At 37.8% G+C, this 14,837-nt stretch carries 15 protein-coding genes; 6 read left to right on the forward strand and 9 right to left on the reverse strand.

Translation table 11 applies throughout. The features are described 5' to 3' along the window. Positions 1-49: 49 nt before the first annotated feature. Positions 50-1,330, forward strand: a complete 1,281-nt coding sequence (locus tag I8T81_RS13225) for an aspartate kinase (protein ID WP_004702788.1) — start codon at positions 50-52, stop codon at positions 1,328-1,330. Between the two features lie 245 nt (positions 1,331-1,575). Continuing rightward, complete coding sequence (gene csrA, locus I8T81_RS13230; protein WP_000906487.1) at positions 1,576-1,830, forward strand: carbon storage regulator CsrA; 255 nt, start codon at positions 1,576-1,578, stop codon at positions 1,828-1,830. Between the two features lie 69 nt (positions 1,831-1,899). Here csrA and rnhB read toward each other — a convergent pair whose 3' ends face one another. Next, positions 1,900-2,466, reverse strand: a complete 567-nt coding sequence (gene rnhB / locus I8T81_RS13235) for a ribonuclease HII (RefSeq protein WP_004702791.1) — start codon at positions 2,464-2,466, stop codon at positions 1,900-1,902. Positions 2,467-2,533: 67 nt separating this feature from the next. Then, positions 2,534-2,911 (reverse strand): hypothetical protein, encoded by a 378-nt coding sequence (locus I8T81_RS13240; RefSeq protein ID WP_004702793.1) that lies wholly within the window; start codon positions 2,909-2,911, stop codon positions 2,534-2,536. A gap of 238 nt (positions 2,912-3,149) precedes the next feature. On the opposite strand from I8T81_RS13240, the gene I8T81_RS13245 reads away from it, so the two are divergent. After that, complete coding sequence (locus I8T81_RS13245; RefSeq protein ID WP_086496971.1) at positions 3,150-3,707, forward strand: cytochrome b; 558 nt, start codon at positions 3,150-3,152, stop codon at positions 3,705-3,707. A gap of 43 nt (positions 3,708-3,750) precedes the next feature. On the opposite strand, the gene I8T81_RS13250 is transcribed toward I8T81_RS13245, so the two are convergent. The 6 genes from I8T81_RS13250 to I8T81_RS13275 all read right to left on the reverse strand — a co-directional run bounded on the left by I8T81_RS13250 (position 3,751) and on the right by I8T81_RS13275 (position 10,488). After that, complete coding sequence (locus I8T81_RS13250) at positions 3,751-4,749, reverse strand: adenosine deaminase (RefSeq protein ID WP_198071404.1); 999 nt, start codon at positions 4,747-4,749, stop codon at positions 3,751-3,753. A gap of 112 nt (positions 4,750-4,861) precedes the next feature. Further along, the gene (locus tag I8T81_RS13255) at positions 4,862-6,181 is read right to left on the reverse strand and encodes an NCS2 family permease (protein ID WP_198071405.1); all 1,320 of its coding nucleotides are present in this window, start codon (positions 6,179-6,181) and stop codon (positions 4,862-4,864) included. Between the two features lie 323 nt (positions 6,182-6,504). Further along, complete coding sequence (locus tag I8T81_RS13260; protein WP_004702801.1) at positions 6,505-6,732, reverse strand: hypothetical protein; 228 nt, start codon at positions 6,730-6,732, stop codon at positions 6,505-6,507. 368 nt (positions 6,733-7,100) lie between these two features. Then, on the reverse strand, positions 7,101-8,651 hold the full coding sequence (locus I8T81_RS13265) for a flavin-containing monooxygenase (protein WP_198071406.1): 1,551 nt from the start codon (positions 8,649-8,651) through the stop codon (positions 7,101-7,103). A 23-nt stretch (positions 8,652-8,674) separates the two neighbouring features. Beyond that, complete coding sequence (locus I8T81_RS13270; protein ID WP_198071407.1) at positions 8,675-9,505, reverse strand: SDR family NAD(P)-dependent oxidoreductase; 831 nt, start codon at positions 9,503-9,505, stop codon at positions 8,675-8,677. Positions 9,506-9,570: 65 nt separating this feature from the next. Further along, positions 9,571-10,488 (reverse strand): metal-dependent hydrolase, encoded by a 918-nt coding sequence (locus I8T81_RS13275; protein ID WP_227602171.1) that lies wholly within the window; start codon positions 10,486-10,488, stop codon positions 9,571-9,573. A 557-nt stretch (positions 10,489-11,045) separates the two neighbouring features. On the opposite strand from I8T81_RS13275, the gene I8T81_RS13280 reads away from it, so the two are divergent. Beyond that, positions 11,046-11,768, forward strand: a complete 723-nt coding sequence (locus I8T81_RS13280; RefSeq protein ID WP_198071409.1) for a pirin family protein — start codon at positions 11,046-11,048, stop codon at positions 11,766-11,768. A gap of 58 nt (positions 11,769-11,826) precedes the next feature. On the opposite strand, the gene I8T81_RS13285 is transcribed toward I8T81_RS13280, so the two are convergent. After that, positions 11,827-12,450 carry a TetR/AcrR family transcriptional regulator gene (locus tag I8T81_RS13285; protein ID WP_002156858.1) on the reverse strand — a complete coding sequence of 208 codons (624 nt, stop codon included), beginning with the start codon at positions 12,448-12,450 and terminating at the stop codon, positions 11,827-11,829. Positions 12,451-12,974: 524 nt separating this feature from the next. Between I8T81_RS13285 and I8T81_RS13290 the strand changes: the two genes are divergently transcribed. Continuing rightward, on the forward strand, positions 12,975-13,934 hold the full coding sequence (locus tag I8T81_RS13290; RefSeq protein ID WP_004702813.1) for a metal-dependent hydrolase: 960 nt from the start codon (positions 12,975-12,977) through the stop codon (positions 13,932-13,934). A 62-nt stretch (positions 13,935-13,996) separates the two neighbouring features. Then, on the forward strand, positions 13,997-14,830 hold the full coding sequence (locus tag I8T81_RS13295; protein WP_198071410.1) for an SDR family NAD(P)-dependent oxidoreductase: 834 nt from the start codon (positions 13,997-13,999) through the stop codon (positions 14,828-14,830). Positions 14,831-14,837: the final 7 nt, after the last annotated feature.

Genomic DNA, 14,837 nt, shown 5'->3' on the forward strand with positions numbered 1-14,837 from the left:
TAACTGACCCTGAAAAGCCTCTCAGGGTCATGGCTTATATGGAACAACTATGGCATTAATCGTTCAAAAATATGGCGGTACTTCTATGGGTACCCCCGAGCGCATTTTAAATGTTGCTCGTCGTGTGAAGCGTTGGCATGATCACGGTCACAAGGTTGTTGTGGTCGTATCTGCAATGAGTGGTGAAACAAACCGCTTACTTGCCCTCGCTAAAGCCATTACCGAAACACCTGACCCACGTGAGTTAGACCAAATGGTTTCAACCGGTGAACAGGTGACGATTTCCATGTTAGCTATGGCACTTAATTCGATTGGTGTGGAAGCTAAATCCTATACCGGACGTCAAGTCGGTATTAAAACTGACAGTGCATTTACCAAGGCGCGTATCGAGTCTATTGATACAGATGTCATGACCAATGACCTAGATGCAGGCCGTGTTATTGTGGTTGCTGGTTTCCAAGGCTTTGATGCAAATGGAAATACCACAACACTAGGCCGAGGTGGTTCAGATACTTCTGGTGTTGCTCTTGCTGCTGCTTTAAAAGCTGACGAATGTCAGATCTATACCGATGTAGATGGCGTTTACACCACTGACCCTCGCGTTGCTCCTAAAGCCAAAAAAATCGACCGTATTTCTTTTGAAGAAATGCTAGAAATGGCATCATTAGGTTCTAAAGTTTTACAAATTCGCTCAGTAGAGTTTGCCGGGAAATATCAAGTTCCTTTACGTGTATTATCAAGCTTTGATAATGATAACGATGGCGTTTTTGACGACGAATTTAAAGAAAATGTAGGTACACTCATTACGACTGAGGCGGAAGACAATATGGAACAGCCAATCATTGCAGGTATTGCTTTTAACCGTGACGAAGCAAAATTAACGATTTTAGGTGTGCCTGATGAACCAGGCATTGCTTCTAAAATCTTATCACCAGTAAGTGATGCCAATATCGAAGTCGATATGATAGTGCAAAATGTTGAAGAAGATGGCACAACAGATTTCACTTTCACTGTAAACCGTGTTGATTTAGCGAAAGCTGAAAAAATCTTAAACGAAACTGCTAAAAATATTGGCGCGCGTGAAGTTTCAACACGTGATGATATCGTTAAAGTATCTATCGTTGGTGTTGGTATGCGTTCACACGCAGGTGTAGCGAGCAAAATGTTCACTGCCCTTGCTGATGAAGGCATTAACATCCTTATGATTTCAACTTCTGAAATTAAAGTTTCTGTCATTATTGATGAGAAATACCTTGAACTTGCAGTTCGTTGCCTACATACCGCATTTGGTTTAGACCGCGAACATGGTGAAAGCAGCGCCCGCGCTTAATTTTACCAAACGGTCAAGAATTCATTAAAAAATGTTTACTTGTCCGACAATAATCAAAGAAAACACAGAGCCGCTATAGTTTTTTTTATAGCGGCTCTGTTATATTAAACGGAAAGTTTTTTGGCAGTGATTATCAAAATATGACTTTGTTCTCATATTTCTGTTAGAATCTGACTGAAAACTGAGGTTGAGCTTTTATTTGGGTACCAATATTGCAGTTTTAAGCGTTTAGCAAGGAGATAAACATGCTGATTCTGACCCGCCGTGTCGGGGAAACATTAATGATTGGGGATCAAGTCAGTGTTACTGTGCTTGGCGTCAAAGGAAACCAGGTTCGAATTGGTGTGAATGCGCCAAAAGAGGTTTCTGTTCATCGCGAAGAAATTTATCAACGTATTCAACATGAACGTGCAATGCATGAACACCTTCAACATCTTGATCAAGATTATCAAGTTTCATATGAAGATGATAATTATGCACAGAAAAACTTCAATCGTTAGTATGAAGTTATTCTCTCCCTAATTAAAGCGACTTTCTAGTCGCTTTAAATTTTTTGGGAGTATATAAATTTATAGTCCTAATGCACGTTTTACTGGTGCATAACTACGACGGTGTTGATCGATCACCCCGTGAGCTGCAATCGCTTCAAAGTGTGCTTTTGTTGGATAGCCTTTATGTTTGGCAAATCCAAATAATGGATACTGTTGATCTAATTCTGCCATTTGGCGATCACGTGTGACTTTTGCCAAGATACTGGCAGCACTAATTTCAGCGTGGCTCGCATCTCCACCAACAATTGCTTCACAAGGAATAATGATTCCTTTTGGAATTTGGTTGCCATCTACAATAACTTTTTCAGGCAGTGTTTTAAGGCCGTCCACTGCTCGCTTCATTGCTAGAAATGTTGCTTGTAGGATATTTAGCTCATCAATTTCTGCATGCGTCGCTTCCGCAATTGACCATGCTAAAGCTTTTTCCTGAATTTCAATAAACAACTTTTCACGTTTTTTTTCAGTTAATTTTTTAGAATCGTTTAGTCCTAAAATCGGATTTTCCGGATCTAAAATAACAGCTGCGGCAACAACCGACCCCACTAATGGGCCTCGCCCCGCCTCATCTACGCCTGCAACGAACATGTATACTCCAATGAAAAAAAGAGGCTGATCAATATGAATCAGCCTTCTTTAAAACTTAAATTATTAATTACTTTTGTAAAGCTTCAGCCACGCAAGCATTTACAGTATTAGAAACGACTTGGGTTACTATTGTTGCACGTGCAGCTGGGTCAAGTGCAGCAGTAGCCAAATCAACTGCAGTAACACTGTTTGGTGCCTTTTCACTTACGCAGCCACAAACATTAGTTTGAATACTATCACGTTGTTCAGCCGTCATAAGCTTTGTTGCTGTTTTCCATGCAGGAACATTATTAATTTCTGTAATACATTTCGCATTTACAGCAACTTTCAATGCAGCCATACCTAACTGTTGAGTTGTAGTTTCTGCAGAACCTGCTCCAGGCGTGGTTGCACATGCAGTTAAAGCTAAAACAACTGGTGCCACAGCAAGCATCAATTTTTTCATCATTTTTCCTTTGATCGAACGTAAGCAGCGCGTATTTTGCCTAAACTCGTGCTTAGAAGAAACAAATAAATTGATGCATTTATGCAATCTAATTTTCCTACACTCCAGTTTGATTTAATCATGCACTTCAGCTAAAGCGTTCTGTTTATAGTACGCTCCGTTACGAGAACAACATTTCTCAAAAATACTGCTTTACCATAAAATCTAGCGCTAAAATGACAAAAAATTAGGGTCTTTTATGCCTGCCTCATCCTCTCAATACTACACCCGCACTGCACAGATTTTGCATTGGGTTATGGCAATCATTTTCATTACGGCTTGGGTGATTGGTTTCTACAGTGGAAATTTTTTAAGTTATGATACTGATGGCAGCTTTAAAGGTGATGTCATTACACTACATAAAAACATCGCCACAACCATTATCTTTCTAGTGGTTATTCGCCTTTTCTGGCGTTACACCCATCCAGCCCCAAAGTTGCCTGATACTATGTCGCCAACAATGAAAACTTTGGCTCACATTGGGCATTTATTACTCTATGTGATTTTAGTAGCGTTACCTATTACTGGTTGCTTATTTAGCTGGAGTGCTGGTCACCCTGCACCAGTTTTATATTTATTTAATATTCCACGCTTAGTACAAGACAACCCCGAGTTATTAGCGATTGTTAAACCATTACATATTTATATTTCATGGTTTGCAGGTTTGCTTATTGTTGGACATGTTCTGGCAGCTTTAAAACATCACTTTGTGGATAAAGACAATGTTTTAAACAGCATGACCAAACAACCTAAATAACTTCAATGTTAAAAAAACCGCCTATTAAAGGCGGTTTTTTTATTTAGATTTTTTGGATTTCTGAAATCCACTTTTGTTTTTCTTCATCTGAAATGAAAGAAGCTTCAAAAGAGTTAATTGCGAGTTGCTTCAACTCATCATTACTTAAATCTAAGGCTTGCTGAATAGCAATGAAGTTATCATTCATATATCCCCCAAAATATGAAGGATCATCCGAGTTAACAGTCACGTGTACGCCTTTTTGCAACAGACGACGGATATTGTGATCTTTCATATCCTTAACAACACATAGCTTTAAGTTACTTAAAGGGCAAACGGTTAATGGCATTTTTTCATTAATTAAACGAGCCATTAATTGTTCGTCTTCTTCAGAACGCACGCCGTGGTCAATACGGTTTACTTTAAGCAAGTCCAAAGCTTCCCACACATATTCAGGTGGGCCTTCTTCGCCTGCGTGAGCCACGATTAAGAAGCCTTCTTCACGTGCCTTAGCAAAAACACGTTCAAATTTAGCTGGTGGATGACCTACTTCACTTGAGTCAAGCCCTACGGCAATAATGTCTTCTTTAAACGGTAAAGCTTGCTCAAGCGTTTCAAATGCAGCTTCTTCGCTTAAATGACGTAAGAAACACATAATGAGCTGAGAGCTAATACCAAATTTAGCTTTTGCATCAGCACATGCACGTTTAAGCCCATTGATTACTGTCGCAAAAGTAACACCACGGTCAGTATGGGTTTGCGGGTCAAAGAACATTTCTGTATGAACGACACGATCTTCTGCACATTTCTCAAAATATGCCCATGCTAAATCATAAAAATCTTGCTCATGAACAAGAACATTTGCACCAGCATAATAAATATCTAGAAATGATTGAAGATTATGAAAGTTATAAGCTTGCTTTACTTCTTCAACAGATTTGTAAGGAATCTGAATCTGATTACGCTGTGCAATAGCAAACATTAATTCAGGTTCAAACGTCCCTTCAATATGCACATGCAACTCGGCTTTTGGTAAGGCCTGAATCAGCTCGACTTGATTCATATTAACTCCACATCTAAAGAAAAAAAGGGTGTGGTAACACACCCTTCAATAACTTCCTTCTTATATAACGATTACGAAATATAGTTCTAGAAGGAAATTATAAAAAATCGTATTAACCGCCAAAAGCGATAAATTTAAATACCCAAAGAGCAGCAATAATCCACACCATGTATGGAACAGTTTTTGCCTTACCTGTGAATAATTTAACTAATGCATAGCTGATAAAGCCCATTGCAATACCATCTGCAATTGAGTACGCGAATGGCATAAATACAATCGTTAAAAAGGCTGGAACAGCTTCTGTAATATCATCCCAATCAATGTGCGTGATCCCTTGGATCATAAGTACACCGATAAATAATAAAGCTGGGGCTGTTGCAAAACCTGGCACAGATTGAGCAAGAGGAGCTAAAAATAAACAGCAGATAAATAAAACAGCAACAACGACTGCAGTTAAACCAGTACGCCCACCTGCCGCTACACCTGAAGCTGATTCGATATATGGCGTAGTTGATGAAGTACCTAATGCAGCACCAGCAACAATAGCCGTAGAGTCAGCAAATAATGCTTTTTTCAAACGTGGTAATTTACCATCTTTTAAAAGGCCAGCACGGTGTGAAACGCCAACCAAAGTACCCGTACTGTCAAACAAGTCAACAATGAAGAATACGAAGATCACACCGACCATACTTGCAGTAAATAGGCCTTTAAAGTCCATTTGGATGAATGTTGGTGCAATTGAAGGGATTTGACCTACTACACCTTTAAATTGATTCAAGCCTAAAGCAGTCGCAATTGCTGTAACGACTAAAATACTAATAATGATGGCACCGCGAACTTTAAGCTGATGTAAAACTACAATCAATAAAAATCCAAATAAAGCCAACAACACTGTAGGTTGTTTAATATCACCCAAACCTACCAATGTCGCTTGATTGGCAACAATAATGCCGGCATTTTTTAGCGCAATAAGTGCAAGGAATAAACCAATACCCCCGCCTATCGCAAATTTAAGCGACATTGGAATTGCATTGACAATCGCTTCACGAACTTTAAAGAAGCTAATAGCAAGAAAGACAATTCCTGAAACAAAAACAGCAGCTAAAGCCGTCTGCCATGGCACTCCCATGCCCATACATACCGAATAGGTAAAATAAGCGTTAAGCCCCATGCCCGGTGCCAATGCAATTGGATAATTGGCAATAATACCCATCACTAAACAACCGATTGCTGCCGCCAAACAGGTTGCAACGAATACGGCGCCATGATCCATGCCGGTTTCAGATAAAATGAGTGGATTGACAATGATGATGTAACACATCGTTAAAAACGTAGTTACACCAGCAAGAACTTCTGTTCGAAACGTGGTTTTATTGTCGCTTAACTTAAATAAACGCTCTAACCAGCCTGCCGAAGAATTGGGCGCCGCCATAAGTAGCCTCTATGCAAAATCTGAGCTGTGGAATATGTACTTCTATGTAGGTATCTGAGCAATCTTGTTTTTCTGATCAGATCTCTAAACAAAAACCTCAAATAGATGAAGCAACAAATATGCCACTCATTTGAATTTTGATTTCATACATAGAAAATAGACACAGCCCCTCTTGAAACACAAAAAAGCTGCATAACCCCTATGCAGCTTTTTTACTATACGTTAAATAAGTTTAACAGATTCAATCGCAACATGATCAAAATTTATGAAAAGATATGACCAATGACAGTCTTTTTTAAAGCAAATTACAACAACAGTTTTGACTAGAAAAAAACTTTTTTATCACTGAGATAGTTTTGCAAAGTATAAGAAGCTAAATTGCTATGACTAACACGATTAGGATTTCGCTCAATCGTTTGCAAGTTTTTTTCTGCTTCTTGAATAATTCGCATAAGTTCTTGGTGTTTTTTATTTTGGCTATCTAAATACGCCCAATATCCTAATACAAACACGATACTCACACACAACACTATTAATACTTTATTGATCATTATTATTATCTCTATGTTTTTAATGTTAATGATCTTAACAAAAAATAACCAGTTTGTGAATACTTTCACATTTATTTACAATAATTACCAATCACTCAAGCTATTGATATAAAAAATGTTTTCTAATTTACAATTTTAAAAAAGCTTAAAAAGGAAACTTTTCACTTAAAAATTCATTTTTAAAAATCACTATATTTTTTTATTAAAAACTTATATACACTGCTTTCCCTCTTTTATTTTTAAGTATATTTAAATTTATTTTTCAATTTAACTTCACTATATTATTGATTGAATTTTAATTTATTTATTCAATTCCCAAATAATAAAAAGCCCATTTCAATCAATCAAAATGGGCTTTTATAAATTAATTAACCGACAATTTCTTCAACTTTAGGTTTTGCCTTTATCAAATCAGCCTCATACACCAATTCATATTCTTCTAACTTTAAATGTTTTAAACGCTGTCTAAGTTTTTTCAAAGACCATGGCCATGCGGCAAAATTACGGCCATTAGCATCGAGATAGTAACTTTTACATCCGCCACTATTAAATACAGTGGTTTGCAGATGTTTTTGTACAAGCTCATTATGCTTTTTAATCACTTCTGACTTAACGGAAAGTTTAGAAATCCCCTTTGCCTTCATTTGTAGCAAACCATCAACAATATATTGCAGTTGTGCTTCAGCAAGACCAATAAAGGAGTCGTAAACCAACACATTAGGTCCTAGCATAAGAAATGCATTCGGCACATTTTCAATATTGGTACCTAAGTAAGCTTCTGGTGAAGAGTCTTTCCAAAGATCAGCCAAACATTGCCCTTGCTCATTGTATACGCGTTTACCAATTGGAGGATGAGATACCTCGAAACCAGTGCCCCAAATAATCACATCAACTTCGTGGCGTTCACCATTTGCAGCAACCACCGTATTGCCTTCAACTTTTACTAAACCATGAGGAATCAGAGTCGTGTTTGGTGCTTGTAGTGCAGGGTAGTAATTGTTAGCAAATAAAATACGTTTACAGCCAATATCAAAATTAGGTGTTACGTTTCGACGTAAAACCGGATCTTTAATTTGCAACTTTAATAGTTGTTTCGCAGCAAAATTGACAGGCTTTAAAGCTTTTGGATTGCGTAAGCCAAAATTAATGACATTTAAAGTACTCGCCACAGTCTGTCGCCAAGTCGCTTGAATAGCTGGATATTTAGCAATGACGGATTTACTTAACTCACCCAAGTCGGTATCTGGTTTTGGCAGTACCCAAGGTGCTGTACGTTGGAACACAAACAGCTCTTTTGCTTTAGGTTGGATTTGTGGCACAAACTGAATAGCAGATGCACCAGTACCAATCACGGCAATACGCTTATCCGTTAAGTCATAATCATGGTTCCATTTGGCTGAATGGAACATCTCACCTGTAAAAGTTTCCAAGCCTTCAAGACGTGGAATTTGAGCTTCGGTAATTGGACCAGTAGCGAATAAAACAGTTTTAGCTTTATATAAGCCAGAGCTTGTTTCAAGTTTCCAGACATTTTCTAGATTGTCCCACTCAGCTTTTAATAGATCGGTATTAAATTCAATAGAAGACTCAATATCAAACTCACGGCTTACATCTTCTAAATAACTTAAGATTTCAGGTTGGCGCGCAAATAAATGACTCCATTTTGCACTTGGGGCAAATGAATAAGAATAAAGCGATGATGGTACATCACAACCACAACCCGGATAAGTATTTTCACGCCAAGTACCACCGACGCGGCTCGCTTTTTCAATAATTTTAAAATTGGTTAAGCCTGCTTCATTTAGCTTGATTGCTGCAGCTAAGCCAGAAATACCTGCACCGACAATAAAAGTGTCATAAATATGTGCAACTTCTTGGGTTTTACGTGTACGTGTATTTGTTCTAGGTTTAGTGACCATAATTTTTCTGCCTATACAAAATTTTATTTAAATAGCTGATACGAAAGCCCAAGGAACTTTGCATATAGGGTTGGAGACGTTCTTTTCATAAGCCAGAATAATTTGGCATCGATCTGTGGCGTGGTATAGAGCTGCCCTCGATCTAATCGGTTCAATGTTAACGTTGCAACTGCGTCACTGGTGGTCATGGCATAATTCATGAGTGCATGATCTGCAAGTTTTGAATAGCGCCCTGGAATACGACCATTTTTAATGATATTGGTCGGAACCAAAGTCGGGCACAGCACATTCACTTTAATATTGAATTTGCGAAGCTCAGCTGAAAGGGTTTCTGATAATGCCAATACACCGGCTTTCGTTACGTTATAGACACTCATTTCTGGTGCTGCAGTATAAGACGCGGCAGAAGCCACATTAATAATTGCGCCGTAACCTAATTTTTTGAGCTTTGGTACAAATGCATGACAACCATGAATAACACCCCATAGGTTTACATGCATACACCATTTCCAGTCTTCCAAGCTCATTTCATCAAATTTGCCGCCTAGACCTACGCCAGCATTATTAATAATCAGTGTTACTGGATGCTCTAATAATTGCTCTGCTTGATCAGCCAAAACCTGTACTTGTTCTGCTTGTCCAACATCGCACTTGACTGCAAAAGCTTTTTGTCCAAGCTGTTCAACTAACCGTACGGTTTCTTCAGCAGCTTCTAAATTAATATCCGCACATACCACGTTGCCACCGCGTTTTGCCAATTCAAGTGCAAAGCTACGGCCAATTCCACTACCTGCCCCTGTCACAACAGCATATGCGTTTCTGCTAGGCTGGTCTTTCTTACCAAATAGAATCATAGTAAATCCTAAAAAATTTTAGGGAGACGACAGTAATTTGGGTATTACTGCCGTGACCAACAGCCTTATGAAACTGCACGAACTGGTGGAGTAAATTCCTTCACAAAGTAAGGTGCAATTGCACCGCCCTCGTTAAGTAATTTCTGTTTGTAGTACTCAAGATATTGAGTTGTGTCATGATCATTTGGATGAAAGCTTGGACGTAAATAATCCAGAATCTGGCCAACGGTGCTACCGAATACGCCATCTTTTGGACTAAAAATTAAGTTGACGCCACGACGTGCATCTTTCCAAAATTTTCTGGTTAGCATTTCTTGTGGCTTACGCAATACAGGCACAAATAATGTTGCGGTTGGAATAAGCCCTAAAATGGTAATGAAAGCCATTAGAAAACCGGTTGCACGCAATGGATAGTTACCGTTCAAAACCTGATAGACATCATAAGCAATATCTTTGTGCTCAGACTCTTCAAGCATATGCCACATCCATAACGCTCGGCTTTTCGCATCGTCGGTATAATAAAAGTTCTTTTCATGCTTCATCATGTATTCAGCGAGAACTGCCGTAAAGTGCTCAATGCCTGCCATAAGTGAAAGCTTTAATGGCTGTGGGAATTTTAAAAACACATATTTAAAAAAGTTTTCACCTAAGAAACGATATAAATCGACCGGATATTCTAGCTCTTTAATTGCATCATTGAATTCATTATGCAATTTTGAATGGATAGCCTCTTGACCAATAAGAGAAGTAACACGCTGTTTTAAAATCGGATCTTGAATAAATTCACGGTGATGGCGAGCAGTTTCGATGACAAGATCTTCACCATAGGTCAAAAAAACCGAAAGCGTTGCAAAGAACAAAGTTGCAAACTGATTGTTGACGTAAAACTCGATATCAATTTCTTTGCCATCAAATCCGATATTTAGATGGCGGATTGGGATAGATCCTTTATTTGAAAAGTCTATCTTTTGATACTGAGCCATAACTGATTTAGGAGAAATAATATTTCGGATAGCTTGAGCGACCATTTTTTGACACCCTATAAAATTTGTTAAATACAAGGCAGCGTCGAATCAAACAGATAAAGTTGTCTTTAAATTATTTCTTGCAATCTTTAACTGCTCTAGAACAAAAATTTGCTCGAATACATCTGCCTTGCCATGTTTTATGAACTTAAGCGAGGTTAAATTCACCAAATCAGGTTAAATAGTGCGCTTGATGCATTACTCGAACAAGGACAAAAAAAGCCAACCCACATTGAAACTTTTTGCCAATTCAAATATTTTTTGATTATTTCAAACAACTTATATAAGCTAATATTATTCATAACAATTTAAATAAAAGACACTTGTCCTAAAATGACAAAAAGATGGCTTAAAAAGATAATAAATGAAACATTATGCCTGTTTTTGATAGTATATCATTTTAATACTTCAGCGTTCCAAAAATCACACTAAGCTTTCTGTTTTTAGAGCTTCATTGCATAAATGAAAACGATAAACTGCATTCAGAGAAAAAAATTGAATGAGGATAATAAATCATGTTTGATATGCGTTTATCTCATGAGCGTGGTGCAGCACATCATGGCTGGTTACAGTCAAAACACACGTTTTCATTTGCAAATTTTTGGGACCCGAAACAAGTAGGCTTTTCAGATTTGCTTGTGATTAATGATGATACTGTTGCTCCATCGAAAGGTTTTGGTACTCACCCTCACCGCAATATGGAAATTATTTCTTATGTGCTTGAAGGTGCGTTAGAACATAAAGATTCAATGGGTACAGGTTCGGTGATTGTGCCTGGTGATATTCAATTAATGAGCGCAGGTCGTGGTGTTGCTCATAGTGAATTTAACCACTCTGCACAAGAAAACGTGCACTTCTTGCAAATTTGGGTTGTTCCAAACGAAGTGAACACCACACCGGGCTATCAACAATTGCATGTTTCTGAGGAAGACAAACGCGGTAAATTGCATTTGATGATTTCACCAACAGGTGGCGAAAAAACTTTGTCGATCAAACAAGACATTAATATTTATTCAGGTCTTTTTGACGGCGAAGAAACAGCAGAGTTTGCAATTCCTGAAGGTCGTTATGTTTACCTACATGTGGCAAAAGGCCGTATTGATGTAAACGGTAAAACCTTTAACACGGGTGATGCTGCGCGAATTCGTGATGGAGGCAAGTTATCATTTACTAATGGTGATAATGCTGAAATTCTGATTTTTGATATGCGTCCGGAAGAAGTTCCAACCATGCCATAATCAACAAAACACCTGCATAGATATATGCAGGTGTTTTTTATATATTAAAAATTAAAAACTATGAATGGTCTTCCGAGCGTGCCATTTCTGTATTGATATAGCTCATAATCATAGTGGTTAACCCTTGCACCATTTCATCAAAACTAATAAATGGGTTAGGTAAAATAAGATGCCTTGCTACGTTAAAAATACCACTATTTATACAAATGTAAGTAATGACAGGTAAGTTATTAATTTTTAAATATTTAGGATTATGCATCATATATTTCATGATGACTTCCATTAAAGCCTGTTCAATTTTTGGAATATATTTGTCGTATTGCAACTCACCTGCATAACGTAAAACGGTTAAGTAACGGTCATTATTTTTCTTTAATAAATCACTAAATGTATAAAAGATCATTTCGATAACAGGCTCTAACTCCAACTCTAGAATTGTAGGAGTTAACTCTTTAATCATGTCGAGAATTTCACTCACAAAGTAATGATTCATCGCATCATAGATTTCTTCTTTATTTTTAAAATACTCATAAAGTGACCCAACACTCACCCCTGCAATTTCTGCAATATGACGTGTAGTGGTACCACTTGGTCCATGCAATGCTACGGCAATAAAACCTGCTTCAATAATAGTATCAACAGTAACTTTGGCTCGTGCCTGACGGGGTTTTCGCGTAGACATATTTTCTTATAAATAATCCGAACATAAGCTCAGGTTAGCATGTAATTTAGCCCTACCCTAATAAAAAAACAAAATCCGAATACTTGTCAAATTTCATGACGCAATTTCTTTAGAGGTATCGCAAAACATAGTTATGAGTTCTTTTATTGTTAGGCAATTACTTTTAAAAGAAACTAAAATATTCAAATAAAAATCAATGTATTAATAAAATTTTAAACTAATTTTTTATTTTATTTATACATTAGATTTGAGCTTAAATAAATTGAAAAGTTACCCGAATTGAATCCGAACATAAACTCAGATTAACATGAAAAAATCTAAAAAAGAGGTTGATCCGTTTTACCAATTCGCCTCTTTTCCGTTATTCAGTCAAATAATCAAACAAATAACGGAGCAACATCACCGTACTCAGTAAGCAGAAAAACTGCTTTTTGAAAATGGAATTTACAGTGCCCTGTTGGAAATCAAAGCTTTTTGGTTTTCGACAACATCGCACTATCACTGATTGATCTGAAGGTGTCGCCATGATCTCGACCACAGTTAAAAAATCACTAAACAAAATTAAATTTTACCGTGAAATCGAGTTACCAGATTTTGCCAGTAAAAAATCTATCCCAATCCGTCATTTAAATATTGGTTTTGATGGAAAGGAAATTGATGTCAGATTCTATATGGACAACCAATTTGCGACGATTTTTTTTGCTACGCTTTCAGTATTTCTAACCTATGGTGAAGATTTGGTGATTGAAACTGCTCGTCACCACCGCGAATTTATTCAAGACCCAGTTTTAAAACAGCGTGTTACCTCTCTCATTGGTCAAGAAGCCATCCATTCAAAATTGCACAATGAATATAACGATGCACTTAAAGATGTTGAGTACCCTGTCGATTTATATCGTTTCTTGGGCGAGAACTTCTTCAAATATGTGTTTTTAAAATTTCCGCAACCACTGAAATTATCGATGATGGCTGGTATTGAGCATTTTACGGCTGTACTTGCTGAATACATGATGAAGCACGAGAAGAACTTTTACTATTCGGACGATGCGAAAAGTCGTGCGTTATGGATGTGGCATATGCTTGAAGAATCTGAGCATAAAGATATTGCCTATGATGTTTATCAATTACTCAATGGTAGCTACCCATTACGAGCTTCTGGCTTCTTCTTAGCTTTGTTCACTATTTTAGGTTTAATCCCAGCAACTACCTTGTTTATTCCGGTTTTAAGAAAACCACAGGAAATGTTAACTAGAAAATTCTGGAAAGACGCTCGCCGAGGTGTAGGACTTATTTTTGGTCCAAAAGATGGCGTATTTGGTAGCACCATTGGTCAAATTCTTGACTACTTACGCCCTGATTTCCACCCAAATGATCATGATACGACTGAATATCTAGAATATTACAAAAACAAATTACTAAGCGAAGGCGGTGCAATTGCACCTTACTTTGTGAAGGAATTTACCCCTCCTGTACGCATGTCTTAATTGGCTTGTAACCAGTCACTACTCAATGGCTGGTTTTCCTTAAATCTATTTCGGGATGAATCATGATTTTATTTGGCAAAAAGAGAGTTAAACCAAGCCAAAAAGCTTATGCCGTCGTGACGGGTGCAGGTAGCGGAATTGGTCGGAGTTTTGCAATTGAACTGGCAAAACGTGGTGGCAGCGTAGTGTGTGCAGATATTAATTTAGAAGCCGCAGAAGAAACCGTAAAGCTTCTTGAACAAGAAGGCGCAAAAGCTTTTGCTATGCGTTGTGATGTGAGTAATGCAGACCAAGTAAATCATTTAGCTGAAACTGCTGAAATTTTGCTTGGGCACCCTGTAACTCTTGTCATTAATAATGCAGGAGTGGGTTTAGGAGGCAAGTTTGACGAACTCAGTCTAGAAGACTGGAACTGGGTCATGAATATTAACCTTTGGGGTGTTATTCATGGTTGTCATGCTTTTGTACCAAAGTTTAAAAAGTTAGGTTACGGCGCGATTATTAATGTGGCTTCGGCGGCATCTTACACTGCTGCTCCAGAAATGACCGCGTATAACGTAACAAAAGCGGGTGTACGTGCGCTATCTGAAACACTTTCGGCCGAACTGCGTAAGTTTAATATTAAAGTCAATGTACTCTGCCCGACTTTGGTTCCCACCAATATCATTAAAAATGGTCGTATTCCGGGTCGTTATTCGAAGCTTGCAGACCATGCACTTATGAACTATGCACTCACCACAAGTGATGACGTCGCCAAACTCACTCTTAACCGTCTTGATCAGGATGAGCTTTATACCATTCCTCAAATCGATGCGAAGTTATTCTGGCTCATGAAACGTGCATCTCCAAGCTTGTATACCAAGTTCCTTGGTACGTCTTACAAATTATTTAAATAAGAAATTT

It is taken from the genome of Acinetobacter seifertii (genome assembly GCF_016064815.1).
Classification (GTDB): Bacteria; Pseudomonadota; Gammaproteobacteria; order Pseudomonadales; family Moraxellaceae; genus Acinetobacter; species Acinetobacter seifertii.

Excerpts from the sequence above, each read along its gene's own strand:
- I8T81_RS13245 (WP_086496971.1), top strand. The coding sequence starts at position 3,150 with ATGCCTGCCTCATCCTCTCAATACTACACCCGCACTGCACAGATTTTG.
- I8T81_RS13240 (WP_004702793.1), bottom strand. The coding sequence starts at position 2,911 with ATGAAAAAATTGATGCTTGCTGTGGCACCAGTTGTTTTAGCTTTAACT.
- I8T81_RS13260 (WP_004702801.1), bottom strand. The coding sequence starts at position 6,732 with ATGATCAATAAAGTATTAATAGTGTTGTGTGTGAGTATCGTGTTTGTA.
- rnhB (WP_004702791.1), bottom strand. The coding sequence starts at position 2,466 with ATGTTCGTTGCAGGCGTAGATGAGGCGGGGCGAGGCCCATTAGTGGGG.
- I8T81_RS13280 (WP_198071409.1), top strand. The coding sequence starts at position 11,046 with ATGTTTGATATGCGTTTATCTCATGAGCGTGGTGCAGCACATCATGGC.
- I8T81_RS13265 (WP_198071406.1), bottom strand. The coding sequence starts at position 8,651 with ATGGTCACTAAACCTAGAACAAATACACGTACACGTAAAACCCAAGAA.
- I8T81_RS13295 (WP_198071410.1), top strand. The coding sequence starts at position 13,997 with ATGATTTTATTTGGCAAAAAGAGAGTTAAACCAAGCCAAAAAGCTTAT.
- I8T81_RS13290 (WP_004702813.1), top strand. The coding sequence starts at position 12,975 with ATGATCTCGACCACAGTTAAAAAATCACTAAACAAAATTAAATTTTAC.
- I8T81_RS13285 (WP_002156858.1), bottom strand. The coding sequence starts at position 12,450 with ATGTCTACGCGAAAACCCCGTCAGGCACGAGCCAAAGTTACTGTTGAT.
- I8T81_RS13255 (WP_198071405.1), bottom strand. The coding sequence starts at position 6,181 with ATGGCGGCGCCCAATTCTTCGGCAGGCTGGTTAGAGCGTTTATTTAAG.
- I8T81_RS13270 (WP_198071407.1), bottom strand. The coding sequence starts at position 9,505 with ATGATTCTATTTGGTAAGAAAGACCAGCCTAGCAGAAACGCATATGCT.
- I8T81_RS13275 (WP_227602171.1), bottom strand. The coding sequence starts at position 10,488 with ATGGCTCAGTATCAAAAGATAGACTTTTCAAATAAAGGATCTATCCCA.
- csrA (WP_000906487.1), top strand. The coding sequence starts at position 1,576 with ATGCTGATTCTGACCCGCCGTGTCGGGGAAACATTAATGATTGGGGAT.
- I8T81_RS13250 (WP_198071404.1), bottom strand. The coding sequence starts at position 4,749 with ATGAATCAAGTCGAGCTGATTCAGGCCTTACCAAAAGCCGAGTTGCAT.
- I8T81_RS13225 (WP_004702788.1), top strand. The coding sequence starts at position 50 with ATGGCATTAATCGTTCAAAAATATGGCGGTACTTCTATGGGTACCCCC.